Annotated in this window: 13 protein-coding genes and 3 pseudogenes; 7 read left to right on the plus strand and 9 right to left on the minus strand. The window is 72.1% G+C overall.

Translation table 11 applies throughout. The annotated features are described in order from the left end of the window. Positions 1–43: 43 nt before the first annotated feature. Both BM536_RS31355 and BM536_RS31360 read right to left on the minus strand, forming a co-directional pair. Positions 44–631, minus strand: coding sequence for a sigma-70 family RNA polymerase sigma factor (locus BM536_RS31355; protein ID WP_073494462.1), 588 nt, complete (start codon positions 629–631; stop codon positions 44–46). Positions 632–1,207: 576 nt separating this feature from the next. Continuing rightward, complete coding sequence (locus tag BM536_RS31360; protein WP_003948568.1) at positions 1,208–1,819, minus strand: response regulator transcription factor; 612 nt, start codon at positions 1,817–1,819, stop codon at positions 1,208–1,210. A gap of 379 nt (positions 1,820–2,198) precedes the next feature. On the opposite strand from BM536_RS31360, the gene BM536_RS31365 reads away from it, so the two are divergent. Then, positions 2,199–2,525, plus strand: coding sequence for a WhiB family transcriptional regulator (locus tag BM536_RS31365; RefSeq protein WP_073494463.1), 327 nt, complete (start codon positions 2,199–2,201; stop codon positions 2,523–2,525). A gap of 147 nt (positions 2,526–2,672) precedes the next feature. Here BM536_RS31365 and BM536_RS31370 read toward each other — a convergent pair whose 3' ends face one another. After that, a complete protein-coding gene (locus BM536_RS31370; protein WP_073494465.1) occupies positions 2,673–3,569 on the minus strand; it encodes a LysR family transcriptional regulator in 897 nt (298 codons plus the stop codon). A gap of 93 nt (positions 3,570–3,662) precedes the next feature. Between BM536_RS31370 and BM536_RS31375 the strand changes: the two genes are divergently transcribed. From BM536_RS31375 to BM536_RS31385, 3 genes are all read left to right on the plus strand, one after another. Further along, on the plus strand, positions 3,663–4,331 hold the full coding sequence (locus tag BM536_RS31375; RefSeq protein WP_073494466.1) for an MOSC domain-containing protein: 669 nt from the start codon (positions 3,663–3,665) through the stop codon (positions 4,329–4,331). 97 nt (positions 4,332–4,428) lie between these two features. Beyond that, the gene (locus BM536_RS31380; protein WP_073494468.1) at positions 4,429–5,202 is read left to right on the plus strand and encodes an SDR family NAD(P)-dependent oxidoreductase; all 774 of its coding nucleotides are present in this window, start codon (positions 4,429–4,431) and stop codon (positions 5,200–5,202) included. A 76-nt stretch (positions 5,203–5,278) separates the two neighbouring features. Continuing rightward, the gene (locus BM536_RS31385) at positions 5,279–5,968 is read left to right on the plus strand and encodes an ester cyclase (protein WP_073494470.1); all 690 of its coding nucleotides are present in this window, start codon (positions 5,279–5,281) and stop codon (positions 5,966–5,968) included. Between the two features lie 114 nt (positions 5,969–6,082). Here the strand turns inward: BM536_RS31385 and BM536_RS31390 are convergent, their stop codons facing one another. After that, a complete protein-coding gene (locus BM536_RS31390; RefSeq protein WP_211362984.1) occupies positions 6,083–6,589 on the minus strand; it encodes a DUF5753 domain-containing protein in 507 nt (168 codons plus the stop codon). Positions 6,590–7,073: 484 nt separating this feature from the next. Between BM536_RS31390 and BM536_RS41935 the strand changes: the two genes are divergently transcribed. Next, positions 7,074–7,742: a hypothetical protein gene (locus tag BM536_RS41935; RefSeq protein WP_211362985.1), complete on the plus strand. Its 669-nt coding sequence runs from the start codon at positions 7,074–7,076 to the stop codon at positions 7,740–7,742. 715 nt (positions 7,743–8,457) lie between these two features. Then, entirely contained in the window at positions 8,458–8,769 is a 312-nt protein-coding gene (locus BM536_RS31400) for a hypothetical protein (protein WP_073494475.1), read from the plus strand. A 941-nt stretch (positions 8,770–9,710) separates the two neighbouring features. On the opposite strand, the gene groL is transcribed toward BM536_RS31400, so the two are convergent. From groL to BM536_RS31425, 4 genes and pseudogenes are all read right to left on the minus strand, one after another. Continuing rightward, positions 9,711–11,336, minus strand: coding sequence for a chaperonin GroEL (groL, locus tag BM536_RS31410; protein WP_073494477.1), 1,626 nt, complete (start codon positions 11,334–11,336; stop codon positions 9,711–9,713). 130 nt (positions 11,337–11,466) lie between these two features. Beyond that, on the minus strand, positions 11,467–11,775 hold the full coding sequence (groES, locus tag BM536_RS31415) for a co-chaperone GroES (RefSeq protein WP_020132158.1): 309 nt from the start codon (positions 11,773–11,775) through the stop codon (positions 11,467–11,469). A 306-nt stretch (positions 11,776–12,081) separates the two neighbouring features. Further along, entirely contained in the window at positions 12,082–12,642 is a 561-nt protein-coding gene (locus BM536_RS31420; protein ID WP_245873927.1) for a polysaccharide deacetylase family protein, read from the minus strand. 331 nt (positions 12,643–12,973) lie between these two features. Next, a pseudogene (locus BM536_RS31425) lies at positions 12,974–13,884 on the minus strand (polysaccharide deacetylase family protein). A 129-nt stretch (positions 13,885–14,013) separates the two neighbouring features. On the opposite strand from BM536_RS31425, the pseudogene BM536_RS31430 reads away from it, so the two are divergent. Beyond that, positions 14,014–15,173: pseudogene (locus BM536_RS31430) on the plus strand (THUMP-like domain-containing protein). On the opposite strand, the pseudogene BM536_RS31435 reads toward BM536_RS31430, so the two are convergent. Continuing rightward, positions 15,161–16,428: pseudogene (locus BM536_RS31435) on the minus strand (RNA polymerase sigma factor). The pseudogenes BM536_RS31430 and BM536_RS31435 overlap by 13 nt on opposite strands. Between the last annotated feature and the right edge of the window lie 17 nt (positions 16,429–16,445).

Raw genomic sequence — 16,445 nt, forward strand, 5'->3', positions numbered from 1 at the left:
GTGCTTCGTTCGGCGGAGGGGGTGCGGCGGGGCCGCAGCGGGACTACTGCTCGGCGAGGGCGCGCAGCCTGCTGAGCGCGCGGTGCTGGGCCACGCGCACGGCCCCGGGTGACATTCCCAACATCTGACCGGTCTCCTCCGCCGTGAGGCCGACCGCGATGCGCAGCAGGAGCAGCTCCCGCTGGTTGTCGGGCAGGTTGGCGAGCAGCTTCTTCGCCCATTCGGCGTCGCTGCTCAGCAGGGCCCGCTCCTCCGGACCGAGGGAGTCGTCGGGACGTTCCGGCATCTCGTCGGAGGGAACCGCCGTGGAGCCGGGGTGGCGCATCGCCGCGCGCTGGAGGTCGGCGACCTTGTGCGCGGCGATGGCGAAGACGAAGGCCTCGAAGGGACGGCCCGTGTCCTTGTAGCGCGGGAGGGCGAGGAGGACGGCCACGCAGACCTCCTGCGCGAGGTCCTCCACGAAGTGGCGTGCGTCGCCGGGAAGCCGGGACAGCCGGGTGCGGCAGTACCGCAGGGCGAGGGGGTGGACATGGGCGAGAAGGTCGTGTGTGGCCTGCTCGTCCCCGTCGACCGCGCGGTGCACGAGTCCGCCGATCACCCCGGGGGCACGGACCGCCTCGTCTTCGCGCATCGGTCCATGGTGCACTGCGGCCGGACCGGCCGCGGCACCGTGCCCGTCGTTGTGCACCGAAGCGTTATGAGCAGGTGCGCCGGAACTCATCCCCTGCGCCCTCCCCTCCCGCTCGACCGACTTGTCCCCGAGGAACTCCACCCCTCAAGGATGCGGCATCAGCGGCGAAACGAGCAGCGGGCGACCGGCGAGGCCCTGTTCCGCCCCCGGTCGACGCCCGGCCGGCGGGGGGTTCCCGCAAGCCCAGAACCCCGCGCGAGCAGGGAGGTTCATCCATTCCCCCGCTCCTGTCCACTGGGATGGGCTTGCTCGAAAAGTCCGTCGGCGCAGCCTGTCCAGCGCTGCCGCCGACCGAAGAAGTCCGCAGCAGGGCCGTACGGCCGTGGCACCGAAGACGCCCGACCGAAGGGGCCGACCGAACGGGCCGGACCCGGCACCGGCGCCCGCGCCTCCGCCGACGATGTCGGCGAACTCACGCGCCGGACCACCTCACCGGTGTCCGGCACGTGCCGCCGCCCGCCGGGAGAGCGAGCGGCCGCCGGGCAGGCGGGGCGACCGGGACCGGCCGGACGGGTCCTAGCGGACCAGTCCCCACCGGAAGCCCAGCGCCACCGCGTGCGCGCGGTCCGAGGCACCGAGCTTCTTGAACAGCCGGCGGGCGTGGGTCTTGACGGTGTCCTCGGAGAGGAACAGCTCGCGGCCGATCTCGGCGTTGGAGCGGCCGTGACTCATGCCTTCGAGGACCTGGATCTCGCGCGCGGTGAGCGTGGGCGCCGCGCCCATCTCGGCCGAGCGCAGGCGCCGCGGGGCGAGCCGCCACGTGGGGTCCGCGAGGGCCTGGGTGACCGTCGCGCGCAGTTCGGCGCGCGAGGCGTCCTTGTGCAGATAGCCGCGGGCGCCGGCGGCGACCGCGAGTGCGACGCCGTCGAGATCCTCGGCGACGGTCAGCATGATGATGCGTGCGCCCGGGTCGGCGGACAGCAGCCGTCGGACGGTTTCGACACCGCCCAGTCCGGGCATGCGCACGTCCATCAGAATCAGGTCCGAGCGGTCGGCACCCCAGCGGCGGAGGACTTCCTCGCCGTTGGCCGCCGTCGTCACGCGCTCGACGCCGGGCACGGTCGCGACCGCGCGGCGGAGCGCCTCTCGGGCAAGCGGGGAGTCGTCGCAGACGAGGACGGAAGTCATGGCCGCCCTCCGCAGCTGATGCGCGTCACCTTGTGCCTCCAGGCTGGTACGTATCGTCACCTGTGCGGTCGACCGTCTCGGACGCTTGCCCGAGCGTTTGTGTTTTCAACCGCCACCGCACTCTCAACGATGGTCACTCGAAAGAGTTACGGGGCCGCGTGCATTCTTCGGCACTCTACGTGAGGGAGTGGACACGGTGGAGAGACCCGCGCGGACCCTCAACCTTTCACCACAACCCGTGCCCCATTCGGCCCTATTTCTTCCCATTTACTGGTGTCTGAGGCTAGATTCGCAATGAGTCATATTTTCATCTCCTTAGATCGTAGTTGTACGGTCGTGGGCACCGTATCCGCTCAGCACGGCTACAAGGGGTCACGCAATGGCAGATTTCTCCCGCCTTCCCGGACCGAACGCGGACCTGTGGGACTGGCAGCTCCTGGCCGCCTGCCGCGGGGTGGACAGCTCGCTCTTCTTTCATCCCGAGGGCGAGCGCGGGGCGGCGCGGAGCGCTCGCGAGAACTCGGCCAAGGAGGTCTGCATGAGGTGCCCGGTGCGCGCACAGTGCGCGGCGCACGCGCTGGCGGTGAGAGAGCCGTACGGCGTCTGGGGCGGGCTGACCGAGGACGAGCGCGAGGAGCTCATGGGGCGGGCGCGCAACCGCCTGGTGTCGGCGTCGGCCGGCTCGAGCGGTGTTTCGAACAGTTGAAGGAACGTTTCTCCACAAGGCTGAGGGCACCCGCACCCGCGTGTGCCCTCCTTGCTTGTACGACACGCCTGAACAACGCGCCTCCATGACGCGCCCCCACGACCTGCCCGCACGACCCGCCCGCACGCCCCCTGCCGCCCGGTACGGCTACCGCGCCGCCGCCCGCCCCAGTTGCTCCAGCGTGGCCGCCACCGCCGGCACCTGGGCCAGGTCGGGGAGGGTGAGCGCGACGACCTCCCGCCGTACCGCCGGTTCCAGGGTCACCGCGCGGGCTCCCCGCTGCCGTACGGACTCGATCGCGAGCTGGGGGAGGACGGCGACGCCCAGGCCCGCGCCCACCAGGCCGGCCACCGCCGGGTAGTCGTCGGTCGCGAAGTCGATGCGGGGGGTGAAGCCGGCGGCCTCGCACACCTCCACCAGCCGGCCGCGGCAGCGCGGGCAGCCGGCGATCCACGGCTCGCGGGCCAGTTCGCCGATGGCGAGGGAGTCCGCGCGCGCGAGCCGGTGCCGTTCGGGCAGGAGGGCGACGAGACGATCCGTCAGCAGGGGGCGCACGACCAGGTCCGGCCACTCCTCGGCGCCCGGCGCGTCCTCGTAGCGGAAGGCGAGGGCGACGTCGCAGTCGCCGGCGCGCAGCTTGTCGACCGACTCGGGCGGCTCGGCCTCCTCCAGGGAGACGCGGGTGCCGGGGTGGGCGGCGCGCAGGGCGGCCAGCGCGGTCGGGACGAGCGTGGAGCTGCCACTGGGGAAGGAGACCAGGCGGACCCGGCCGGCGCGCAGGCCGGCGATGGCTGCGACCTCCTCCTCGGCGGCGGTGAGTCCGGCGAGGATCCCGGCGGCGTGCCGGACGAGGGCGTCGCCGGCCTGGGTCAGCCGCATCTCGCGGCCGCTGCGCACCAGCAGGGGCGTGCCCACGGACGCCTCCAGGGCCTTCATCTGCTGGCTGACCGCGGGCTGGGTGCAGCCCAGCTCGCGGCCCGCCGCCGAGAAGGACCCGGTGGCGGCGACGGCGCGCAGCACGCGGAGATGACGGGCCTCGATCATACTTCGAGCATAGGCGAGTCGCATAAGTGAGTCTTGGGGGCGGCGACGAATAATGCGTCGACACTTTGACCGCCGGTCGCTTAGCGTGCCGCCATGAGGCTTCTGTCCGTCAACGTGGGCCGCCCGAAGGCCGTTCCGTACACCGAGCACCCGGAGGGGCTGACCGGTATCGACAAGCGGCCCGTCGAGGGGCCGGTGCGGGTGGCCGCGCCCGGCCCCAAGGGGGTCGCGGGGAGCGGGCTGGCCGGGGACGCGGTGTGCCACCTGCGTCATCACGGCGGCGACGACCAGGCGGTGTACGCCGTCGCGCGCGAGGACCTGGACGACTGGGAGCGTGAGCTGGGGCGCACGTTCACCGACGGCTCGTTCGGCGAGAACCTCACCACCACCGGGCTGGACGTGTCCGGGGCGCGGATCGGTGAGCGCTGGCTGATCGGCCGGGAAGTGGTGCTGGAGGTGACGTCGGGGCGGATTCCCTGTCGCACCTTCCAGGGCCATGTGGGTGAGAAGGGCTGGGTGAGGCGGTTCACGCAGAAGGCCGCGACGGGCGCCTACCTGCGGGTGATCGTGCCGGGCGAGATCCGCGCGGGGGATCCCATAGAGATCGTCCACCTGCCGGAGCACGGGGTGACGGCCCGGATGGAGTTCCAGGCCACCACCACACACCGGGAGCTGCTGCCCCAACTGCTGGCGGCCGGCGAGGCCCTGCATCCCGAGGCACTGGAGGCGGCCCGCAAGTACGTCGAGAAGCAAGGTGGCTGAGCCGCTGTCACAGGCGCAGGTGCGCACGGCTTCTTCACTTTCCGCAGGGCGCGTGCAGAGAGCGGACGCCCGGACTCCGGGTCATTAACCTGCTGCCATGACAACGGCTCTGATTACGGGTTCGACCGCGGGTATCGGTGCCGCGTTCGCGCGGCGGCTCGCGGCGGACGGACACGACCTCGTCCTCGTCGCCCGGGACACCGACCGGCTGCGCGAGCAGGCGACCGAGTTGCACGACCGGCACGGCATCGAGGCGGAGGTGCTGACGGCCGACCTGGCCACGGACGAGGGCATCGAGGCGGTGGCCGCCCGGCTCGGCGATCGCAGGAACCCCGTCGACCTGCTGGTCAACAACGCCGGCTTCGGCAACAAGGGCCGCTACCTCGACGTATCGATGGCCGACGAGCTGAAGATGCTCAAGGTGCACTGCGAGGCGGTGCTGCGGCTGACGTCGGCGGCGGCCGAGGCGATGCGGGAGCGGGGGCGCGGGGGTGTCGTCAACGTGGCCTCGGTGGCGGCCTTCGTGCCGCGTGGGACGTACGGCGCGTCCAAGGCGTGGGTCGTGCAGTTCACGCAGGGAGCGGCGAAGGACCTGGCGGGCAGCGGGGTGCGGCTGATGGCGCTGTGCCCGGGGTTCGTGCGCACCGAGTTCCACGAGCGGGCCGGGATGGGCACGGACAACATCCCCGGCTGGATGTGGCTCGACGCGGACAAGCTGGTCGCGGCGGCGCTGGCGGACCTGGCGCGCGGGAAGTCGGTGTCGATCCCCGACCCCCGGTACAAGGTGCTGATGGGTCTGGTGAAGGTGACGCCCCGGGCGCTGCTGGGCGGGGTCAGCTCGCGGACCGGACGGAAGTACGGGCCGCAGTAGGGAACGGCGCCGACCGGGCTCCGGTGGGAGGATTGGGTGTGACGGGGCCGGACCCAGGGGGGCCGGAGGCGACGCGATGACGTTCGTACAGCTCATCGATTGCAGGACGAGCCGGTTCGACGAGATGGATCGGCTGATGGACACGTGGGTCGAACAGACGAAGGGAAAGCGGACGGCGACGCATGCGCTGGTCGGGAAGGACCGGTCGGACGCGGCGCACTTCGTCGAGATCGTGGAGTTCCCGTCGTACGAGGAGGCGATGCGGAACTCGAACCTGCCGGAGACCGACAGGATCTTCCAGGACATGGTCGCGTTGTGTGACGAGATGCCGACCTTCACCGATCTGGAAGTGGTGCGCGACGAGCAGCTGAACTGCGCGACGGCGCGGGAGTGGTTCGAGCAGGCCGGGACGATCGAAATCGACCGCATGTTCGATCGAGTGACCGACGACTATGTGGACCACGATCCCTCCGGTCCGCGGGACAACGGGCTGCGGGCCGCGCGCGAGGAGTTCGCGGGCTGGCGGAAAGCCTTCGACTTCTCCTTCCGGGTCGACGACCAGATCGCCCAGGACGACCGGGTGTGCACCCGGTGGACCTGGACCGCCCGCCACCAGGGCGACTTCGTCGGCATCCCGGCCACCGGGCGGAACGTCACCATGACCGGCATGACCTGGCAGCGCTTCCGGGGCGGCATGATCTGCGAGGGCTGGTGGCAGTACGACCGGGCGGGTCTGCTGGAGCAGTTGGGGGTACTCGGGGAGTAGCCCGCGAGGTTCCGCCAGGGCCCCCTCCGCTCGTCCGGGGGCCGGGGCCCACCTCTTCCCGCCGGATCCGGTGATGCCGGAGGGCGACCGGGTTGCGGTCGCCCTCCTTCACGTTCACCTCAGCCGTGCGCGACCATCCGCACGAACGCGGCCCACTGGTCGGGGTCCACCGTGAGGAAGCCGTCCCCCGGTCAACGCGTCTGCCCGGAGGGCGCCGTACGTCGCTTCCAGCGGGCTGACCTTCTTCGGCTCCGCGTACAGGGCGCTCACGTCCCGTACTTCCATGTGCGCCATCCTGCGCTGATTCTTCGAGTGGATCAATGTGAACGGCCCTGCGAGACCAGCATGTTCCTCTCGTTCCATCGGCATGATCAACGTCGCGACGTTGCGCTGGTGGCCGTAGAGCAGAAGCTGCTCCAATTCGCCGCGCCAGACCTCGCGCCCGCCAAGTGGCCGCCGTAAGACATGCTCGTCGATGACGAGGCTCAGCAGTGGAGCCGGACGCCGTCCGAACAGCTTCTGCCGTTCCATGCGCGCGGAAACGCCCTGCTCGATCGCCTCCCCGTCCAGCAGCGGACGCCACATGCGGAACACCGCACGCGCGTACTCCTCGGTCTGCAAGAGCCCTTTGACGGCCCGGCCGATGCAGGCGTGCAGCTCGACCGCCCTACGCCTCCAGCTCCGCGTACCGCCGGAAGAATGACGGATACCGAGCCTTCGCCACCTCCTCACCGCGCCCCCGCGCCTTCACCCAGTTCTCCCACGACCTGATCCGGCATCCCCGGCTGTCGTCGGACGCCGTTCGACTCCTCACCTGGCAGCTCTCCCTCCCCGAGGGAGCGCGCGAACCCCTCGCGCACCGCCGAACGCGCCGACATCGGCGCGACCGCCTTCACCCGCGCCAAGCGCCAGCTCAAGGACGAAGGCTTCGTGCACGAGCGGCTGCTGCAAGGTCCCGGCAGCCACTGGGTCACCCAACAACGCATCCGCAAGGTGCCGTTGAACTCCGCCGAGGCCGCCAAGCTCCTCGCCCGGATGCCCGTACCGGCGCCCTCCGCCCCCGTGTCGCCGCAGGTCGCTCCGAGTCCCCGTGTTCCGGCGGTCGGTGCTCCGACCCCTCCGCCCGCCGACGGTCGTCCAAGGAAAGACCCTGAGGGAAACACCTCCCACCCTCCCGCCGAGCGGGACGGCTCCGCGCCGGAGGCTGCCGGGCCCCCAGAAGTCCCTCGGACCGGCTGAAGCCGCCCGCGTACTCGTCTCCTCCTACGGCGACCTCGACCCGGCCCTGCGCACCGTCCCCCGCTCGATGCACACCGAGCTGACGGACCTCACCGCCCGCTGGCTCGCCGCCGGACACCACCCCGCCGCCGTCCGCGCCCACATCCTGCGCCACCTCCCCGGCGAGGGCACGCCGGTCCACCGCCCCGGTGGTCTCCTGCGTTACCTGCTCCGCGACGCCCCGCCCGTGTCCGGACCGGGCAACGCGCCCGCCCTCAGGGGCCCGAGTCCCGGCGCCCCTGCCCCGATCGCCGAACAGCCCTGCCCCGAGCGCCTGTCCGTCCGGCTGGCCGCCTTCCGGGAGTGCGAGGGCGACCACTCCCAGGCGACGCCGTTCCGGCCGACCGGCGAGGAGACACTGTGCCACCGCTGCCTCAACTTCCCTGCTTCCGCGCGGGATCCCGATGCCCTGTCCCCGCTCCTGACCCGCGGTGCGCACGGACGGGACATCTGCGTGGCCGAGGGCCCGTCGTGCGCGCTCCCGCACGGTCCTTGAGCGTTGAACCGGCGCTCGGTCCGCCGTCGGGCCCCGGCGGCTGCCGGGCAGGGCCGGGGAGCCGCCGACGGGGTAGCTGCCGCCGACAGGCGTGGGACGGTCGTGCCGCCTATGGTGGAATGCGGTGAGCCGACCGGGACTCACCCTCTCGGGGCCGCCTGGTTCGCGGTCCCGACAACGCATCTCATCCCGTGGGGCCGTGAGTACGTCGGCCTTCTCCCCCATCCACAGCGCATCCGCCGGTCGGCGCTGTTCCGACCGACTCCGATCACCGCCGCCGTACCCGACCGTGCCGTCCACGGACCACACCGATCCGTTCGCGGCACCGGCGGCCTCCGCCGACAGGCGGGGCCCGGAAACGGCCCACGGATCCCGGTCCCGCAGGCGAATCGAGGAACGGAGAAACCATGGCAACGCTCCGCCTGACTCTGAAAGCCGCGTTGTGCGCGCTCGTCGCGCTGATGATGGCCGCGGTCTGGGCCCAACCGGCGAACGCGTGGACCTGGGCCACCAGGGTGACCGTGTACAACGGTGCCGGCCTGTGCGTCCAGGGAACCGCGGGAATCGACCACCTACGCCCCGGCACGCTCTCCGGCAACCTCGCCTACGCGGACACCTACGCCCTGACCCAGGGCTGCGGGACCGGCCAGGCCAAGCCTGACGGCTGGGCCGCCGCACGGGCACCGTCTACCGGTGGAACGGCGCCGACTGGGCGGTGTGCCGCACCAGCCCCTGGAAGTACGGCGCCACGGGCCAGGCGGGGGGCGAGTTCCCCGGACCCTGGGGACCTGAGCAGGTGTACAACTGGGGCGGCTGGCAGTCCTGCGGGGCGGGCTACTACGGGACGGTCGCCTCGGCCTACGTCTGGGACGGTTCCGCCTGGCGCGGCGGCGACGTCTGGTCGGGCTACGAGTTCGCCTCGTCCACCCGGTCCCAGGAAGGCCGGCCGTCCGAGCCCAGGACCACTCCCGAGGCGAAGGTCACGCCGCCCCCCGCCCACCCGCCGGTGAAGGCGGGAGCCCGGTAGGGCCAGGAGTGCGCCGCACGCTCCACCCGTGTCCGGCGATCCGCGAGGACCGCCGGACACGCTCCCGTGCCGGGCGGCGACGCGTGCGCCCGCCGCCCACGCGACCGGGTCCGCGCCCGCGCGGTGCCGGGGGGACGGCCGGCGCGTGCCCCGACAGGCCCGACACCGCCGCCCCGCACCCCGACAGAGCACCACCGTGGGAGTGTCGTACCTGGTGAACGGCGGTCGCGGCACGGGATCTTCGGGTCATGACCACATCCCCCGCCGGGAGCGACCAGCCGCTCCCCGCCTCCCCTCCTCGCCGACCAGTCGGTCCTGGCCCTCCGCTTCACCGCCTCGCCGCGCGGCGCCCGGCTCGCCCGCCGGTTCGCCTCGTGCCGGATGGACGCCTGGGGCCGACGGCACGGCCCGCCCGCGCACGACGCGGTCGAGCATCGTCGCCGAGCTGGCCGCCAAACGCCGTGACCCACGGGCGGGTGCCCGGCCGGGACTCTGCGCCTCGAACGGCTCGACGACGCCGGACGGATCCGCGTCGAGGTCAGCGACGCGCGGGGCGAACGGCTTCCGCGCCCCGTCCGGGACGGCCGGCCCGACGCGGACGGGAGGCGCGGGCCCACGCTCGTCGCGGCCCTCGCCGAGGACTGGGGCGTCGCCCTGCGGCCCGGTGCGCCCGGGAAGACCGTGGGCGGGGTGCGGGGCGAGACCGGTCCACGGTGAGGGTCGGGGGGGCCGGCGTCCGCGCCGGAGCAGCGGCGACCTCAACCGTCGGGAACATCCGCGGCCAAATCACGAAGGAGGGCGGGCGGCGCTCGCGGCGCCCGCCTGGTTCCCCGTCCGGTTCCTGGTGCGGCACGACGGGTGATGCGAAGGGTGACGGTCGGCGCGGAAACGCCGAGGCCCGGCGCCCCTTTCGGGGGCCGGGCCTCGGTGGCTGACGTGCGTCAGTGGGAGTGGCCGTGGCTGTGACCACCGGCGGCCGGCTCCTCTTCTTCCTTCTTCTCGACGACCAGGGTCTCGGTCGTGAGGAGGAGGGAGGCGATGGAGGCGGCGTTCTCCAGGGCGGAGCGGGTGACCTTGACCGGGTCGATGACGCCGGCCTTGACCAGGTCGCCGTACTCGCCGGTCGCGGCGTTGAAGCCCTGGCCCTTGTCCAGCTCGGCGACCTTGGAGGTGATGACGTAACCCTCCAGGCCGGCGTTCTCGGCGATCCAGCGCAGCGGCTCGACGGCGGCCTTGCGGACGACCGCGACACCGGTGGCCTCGTCGCCGGTCTTGCCGAGGTTGCCCTCGAGGACCTTCACGGCGTGGACGAGCGCGGAGCCACCACCGGAGACGATGCCCTCCTCGACCGCGGCGCGGGTCGCGGAGATGGCGTCCTCCAGGCGGTGCTTCTTCTCCTTCAGCTCCACCTCGGTGGCGGCGCCGACCTTGATCACGCAGACGCCGCCGGCCAGCTTCGCGAGGCGCTCCTGGAGCTTCTCGCGGTCCCAGTCGGAGTCCGTGTTCGCGATCTCGGCCTTGATCTGCGCGACGCGGCCGTGGACTTCCTCGGTCTTGCCGGCACCGTCGACGACCGTGGTGTCGTCCTTGGTGACGGTGACGCGGCGGGCGGAACCCAGCACGTCGATGCCGACCTGGTCGAGCTTGAGGCCGACCTCCTCGGAGATGACCGTGGCGCCGGTGAGGACCGCGAGGTCCTGCAGCATCGCCTTGCGGCGGTCACCGAAGCCGGGGGCCTTCACCGCGACGGCGTTGAACGTGCCGCGGATCTTGTTCACGACCAGGGTGGAGAGCGCCTCGCCCTCCAGGTCCTCGGCGATGATCAGCAGCGGGCGGGAGGAGTTGGTCTGGATGACCTTCTCCAGCAGCGGCAGCAGATCGGCGATCGAGGAGATCTTGCCCTGGTTGATGAGGATGTAGGGGTCCTCGAGGACGGCCTCCATGCGCTCCTGGTCCGTCACGAAGTACGGCGACAGGTAGCCCTTGTCGAAGGCCATGCCCTCGGTGAAGTCCAGCTCGAGACCGAAGGTGTTGGACTCCTCGACGGTGATGACACCGTCCTTGCCGACCTTGTCCATCGCCTCGGCGATCAGCTCGCCGACCTGCGTGTCCTGCGCGGACAGCGCGGCCACGGCGGCGATGTCGGACTTCTCCTCGATCGGGCGGGCCGAGGCCAGCAGCTCGTCGGAGACGGCCTTGACCGCGGCGTCGATGCCCTTCTTGAGGAGGGCGGGCGACGCGCCGGCGGCGACGTTCTTCAGGCCCTCGCGGACCAGCGCCTGGGCGAGCACGGTGGCGGTGGTGGTGCCGTCACCCGCGATGTCGTTGGTCTTGGTCGCCACCTCCTTCACCAGCTGCGCGCCGAGGTTCTCGTACGGGTCATCGAGCTCGACCTCGCGGGCGATCGTGACACCGTCGTTGGTGATGGTGGGGGCACCGAACTTCTTGTCGATGACGACGTTGCGGCCCTTGGGGCCGATCGTCACCTTGACCGTGTCGGCAAGCTTGTTGACGCCGCGCTCGAGGGCGCGACGGGCGTCCTCGTCGAACTTCAGGATCTTCGCCATGACAGCGGGAGCCCTCTCGGGAATCTGTTGGGTGAAAAAGACACTGCGCCCCGGGCGCCCGGGTTCTTATGTGGTCGCGGGGGCCAGGGGCGCAGCTTGAAGCAGAATGCTTCCGGTGAATCCGGGTGAACTACTTCTCGATGATCGCGAGAACGTCGCGAGCCGAGAGGACGAGGTACTCCTCGCCGTTGTACTTCACCTCGGTGCCGCCGTACTTGCTGTACAGAACGACGTCGCCGACCTTGACGTCGAGCGGCAGGCGCTCGCCGTTCTCGAAGCGGCCCGGACCAACGGCAAGGACAGCACCCTCCTGGGGCTTCTCCTTCGCCGTGTCCGGGATGACCAGGCCAGAGGCGGTGGTCTGCTCAGCGTCGAGCGGCTGGACCACAATGCGGTCCTCGAGCGGCTTGATGGCAACCTTGGAGCTGGTGGTCGTCACGATCCGACCTCCCCCTTCGGAGATCTCACGGGGTTAACTGTCTGAGGTGGCGACCAGGTGGATCCGTCGTCGCGGGTGCCGGACCTGCCCGTCGCGTTGTTGGCACTCTCCACTGGGGAGTGCCAGAGCTGAGACTATGACCGCGGTTAGCACTCGGTCAAGCGGAGTGCCAGATTCGTGCGGCGCGTCCGCCGGAACCGGATCTTCGGGCGCGTGGGTTTCGCGCCTTCGGGCGCGTGGGTCTCGTGCCGTTCGCCCAGGCCGGCGGCGGCCGGGTCGGCGTGGACCGGACTCTTCCGACCGCGCTCAGAGGTAGTTCTCCAGGCGACCCACCGTCAGGCCCTGCCGCTGGATCTGCCGCAGCAGCCTCGCCGTGCGTTCCCGCAGGGTCGGGCCGCTCGTCTCGTCGGGGTCCACGGCGACGATGTCTCCGGGACGCAGGCGGTGGGAGCCATGCGTGTAGGTGAGGTCGGTGGGACCCATCGAGGCCCGCCAGAGGACGACCGCGGTGATCCCGCAGTCGGCGGCGGCCCGCAGGGTCGTCGTGTCGTACGCGCCGTAGGGCGGGCGGAACAGACGGGGGCGCAGGCCGAAGCGGGACTTGAGCTTGTTCTGCTGGCCGCAGATCTCGGCACGCTGGCCCGCGTACGGCAGACCGCGCAGCGCGGCGTGGTCGAGGGTGTGGTTCTGGAGGCCGGCCCCCACCGACCGCAGCCGGGCGAAGTGGGCGTAGCCGGGGCCCGCCACACTGTCGGTGAGGAACATGCTGACGGGCAGGCGCAGCTCACGGACCATGTCGACGAACCGGGGGTCGCGTTCGGCGCCGTCGTCGTAGGTGAGGAAGACGACCTTGTCGCGGGTCGGGATCCGGTCGACGACCGGGGGGAGCGCGGGGCCCGCCGGGCGCGCCGGGCCGGCCTGCGAGAGGGCGGCCGCCGGGGTGGGGGCGGTGTACAGGGTGTCGGGGTCGACGACCGCGTTGCGGTAGCGGAACTCGGAGGCGGGCTCGGCGTCCGCGGGGATGCGGTCAGGCCCCAGCGGCGGTACGGCTTCTCCCCCGCCGGCCCCTCCGACCCGCCCCTGTTCCGCCGCGGCGCGCCCAGGCGTTCGACCGGGTCGGCCGACCGGGTACAGCCGGTCACCGCCACGGCCATGGCCAGCGTCACGGCCATGACCGCCCCCGTCGCCCCCCGCCTCCTCACAGGTAGTCCTCCAGCCGGGCCACCGCGTAGCCCTTCTCGGTGACCAGGTTCAGGAAGCGGCGGATCATGTCGGGCATGGTGCCCTTCCAGTCGGCGTGGCCGCGGAAGTGGGTGAGGACGATGTCGCCGGGGTGGAGGTCGCGGTCCCACTCGCGGTAGTCCCAGTGGTCGGCGAAGACCTCCTCGCTCCACAGCGGGACGTACTTCACGCCGCAGCTCTTCGCGGCGCGCAGGGTGTCGCGGTTGTAGTTGCCGAAGGGCGGGCGGAAGAGTTCGGGGCGTTTGCCGTAGCGCTTCTCGATGACGTCCTGCATGCCGCAGATCTCGTGTCGCTGGCGGCTGTGGGAGAGGTCGGGCAGGTAGGGGTGGTGCAGCGTGTGGTTGTTGAGGGTCACTCCCCTGTCCTGCATCTTCTTGAAGTAGCCGTAGTCCTCCTTGACGAGGTAGTCGCTGAGGAAGGCCGTGTAGGGGATCTTCAGGTCGCTCATCATGCGCAGGAACGCCGGGTCCTTCTCGGCGCCGTCGTCGATGGTGAGGAAGACGACCTTGTCCTTGGTGGGGACGGTGGTGAAGACCGGCGGGAGGCCCAGTTCCTCGTGGTCCTCGACCTCGAAGCCCTCGCGGGTGGTGATCGCCGGTTTCGTCACGGGCGGCGCGGGGGGTGTCAGCGGGACCTTCCTCAGCCCCCAGCGTCGGGCCGCGGCGGCACGGGCGGCGTACTCGGCGCGCATCTTGGCCGCGTGGGTCTGCTTGGCGCCGGCCTGCCCGTGGGGTGACTCTCCGCCGGGGGCGGGACGGGTTCCGGTCGCGCGGCGGCGCCGGGGCCCTTGGTGCCCTGTGCGCAGCCGGAGGCGACGGCCGCCAGGGCGAGGACGGCGAGGCCGGTCCTGACGCCCACTCGGCGCATCCTCTTTTTGTCATTTTGTACGACTGATCCTGATCCCATGGCGCCGGATCCTCGCAGTCACCGGCGCGCAACCCCGTCCGACACCGCCGCCGGAGGCGCACCATCCACCGACTGGCCCACAATGACCCGGTGAACGACCTCGCCCCGCTCCTCACCCCCGAGGGCCGCGCCCTCCTCGACGCCGTGCGCGGCACCGCCCCCGCCGACGAACTGGCCGTCGCCACCCGGCTGCGCCGCGAGCACCCCGCCGAGCTGGTCTCGGCGCGCTCGGGCAGGCCCGGCTGCGACAGCGGGCGGCGGCGAAGTTCGGGGCCGAGGACGCGGAGCGGATGTTCTTCACGCCCAACGGGGTCGAGCAGTCGACCCGGGCGAGTGTCGCCGGCCACCGGGCCGAGCGGATGAAGGCGCTCGGAGTGACCTCGGTCGCCGACCTGTGCTGCGGGATCGGCGGCGACGCGATCGCGCTCGCGCGCGCGGGCATCAGGGTCCTCGCCGTCGACCGCGATCCGCTGACGGCGGCGGTGGCCCGGACCAACGCCGAGGCGCTGGGGCTCGCCGGCCTCATCGACGTACGGGAGGCGGATGTCACGGAGGTCGACACGGGCGGGTACGACGCCGTGTTCGTCGATCCGGCGCGGCGGGGCGGGCGGGGGCGGATCTTCGATCCCGAGGCCTACTCGCCGCCGCTCTCGTGGGCGATCGGGGCGGCGCTGAAGGCTCCGCACGGGGCGTTGAAGGTCGCGCCCGGCATCCCGCACGACGTCGTCCCCGCCGGGGCCGAGGCCGAGTGGATCTCCGACGGCGGGGAGGTGAAGGAGGCCGTGCTGTGGTTCGGCACGGAGCCGGGGGCCGTGCGCGCCACCCTCCTCCCCGGCCCGCGCACCCTGCTCGGCACCGGTCTGCCCGACCCGCAGGTCCGGCCGGTCGGGCGCTATCTGTACGAGCCGGACGGTGCCGTCATCCGGGCCCACCTGGTCGCCGACGTCGCGCGGGACCTGGACGGCGGGCTCGTCGACGAGACCATCGCCTACATCACGGCGGACACGCTCCGGCCGACGCCGTACGCCACGGCCTACGAGATCACCGACCGGCTGCCCTTCAACGTGAAGAAGCTGAAGGCGCTGCTGCGGGAGCGCGGGGTGGGCATCCTGACCGTGAAGAAGCGCGGCTCGGCGGTGGAGCCGGAGGAGCTGCGCAAGAAGGTCAAGCCGCAGGGGCCGCACTCGGCGACCGTGTTCCTCACCCGGGTCGCCGGGGCGCCCACGATGCTCGTCGGTCACCCGGCCTGAGCGGCCCGGCGCAGCAGCAGTCCCCGTTCGCGTTCGTTGCCGGTCAGCCGCGCGGCCCGCTCGAACTCCGCGCGCGCCTCCGCCGCGCGGCCCAGGCGCTGGAGCAGGTCGCCGCGGACGCTCGGGAGCAGGTGGTAGTCGCGCAGGGCCGGTTCGGCGGCGAGGGTGTCGACGATCCGCAGGGCCGGCTCCGGACCGTCGACCATGGACACGGCGACCGCGCGGTTGAGTTCGACGACCGGGGACGGGACGCGGACGGCGAGGAGGCCGTAGAGGGCCGCGATGGCACGCCAGTCGGTGTCCTCGTAGCGGTACGCGTGCGCGTGGCAGGCGGCGATGGCGGCCTGGAGGACGTAGGGGCCGGGCGCGCCGGTGGCCACCGCCTCCGCGCGGCCGAGGGCGGTGATGCCGCGGGAGACGAGCATGCGGTTCCAGCGGCGGCGGTTCTGGTCCTTCAGGAGGACGGGCGTGCCGTCGGGGGCGGTGCGGGCGGCCGTGCGGGAGGACTGGAACTCCAGCAGCGCGGCCAGGCCGTGCACCTCGGGCTCCTTCGGCATCAGGGCGGCCAGCAGGCGGGCCAGCCGCAGGGCGTCCTCGCACAGGCCGGGCCGCAGCCAGTCGTCGCCCGCGGTGGCCGCGTACCCCTCGTTGAAGATCAGGTAGATGACCTCCAGGACGACTCGAGCCGGGCCTCCCGGTCGGGTCCACAGGGCACCTCGAAGGCGACGTTCTTCCTGGCCAGGGTGCGTTTGGCGCGGACGATGCGCTGGGCGACCGTCGGTTCGGGGACGAGGTGGGCGCGGGCGATCTCGGCCGTGGTGAGGCCGCCGAGCAGCCGCAGGGTGAGGGCGATGCGGGCCTCGGCGGACAGCACCGGGTGGCAGGAGGTGAAGACGAGGCGGAGCAGGTCGTCGTCGATGTCCTCGGGGTCGGAGGGCTCGGGCGCGGGCGTGGTCGTCTCGAGGTTCCGGCCGATCTCCGCCAGCTTGCGGGCGTACGTCTCCCGGCGGCGGACCAGGTCGACGGCGCGGTGCCTGGCGGTGGCGGTGAGCCAGGCGCCGGGGTTGTCGGGGACGCCCTCGCGGGGCCACCGTTCCAGGGCGGCGACGAGGGCGTCCTGCGCCAGTTCCTCGGCGATGCCGACGTCCCGGACGATCCGGGCGACGGCGGCGACGACGCGGGGCGACTCCAGGCGGAAGACGGTTTCGATGGCGGCCGTGGCGCTGGGAGGGCCGACCGCGGGCTGTTGGTCCACAGCCCACCATCGAACAC

It is taken from the genome of Streptomyces phaeoluteigriseus, assembly GCF_001896135.2.
Taxonomy (GTDB): domain Bacteria; phylum Actinomycetota; class Actinomycetes; order Streptomycetales; family Streptomycetaceae; genus Streptomyces; species Streptomyces phaeoluteigriseus.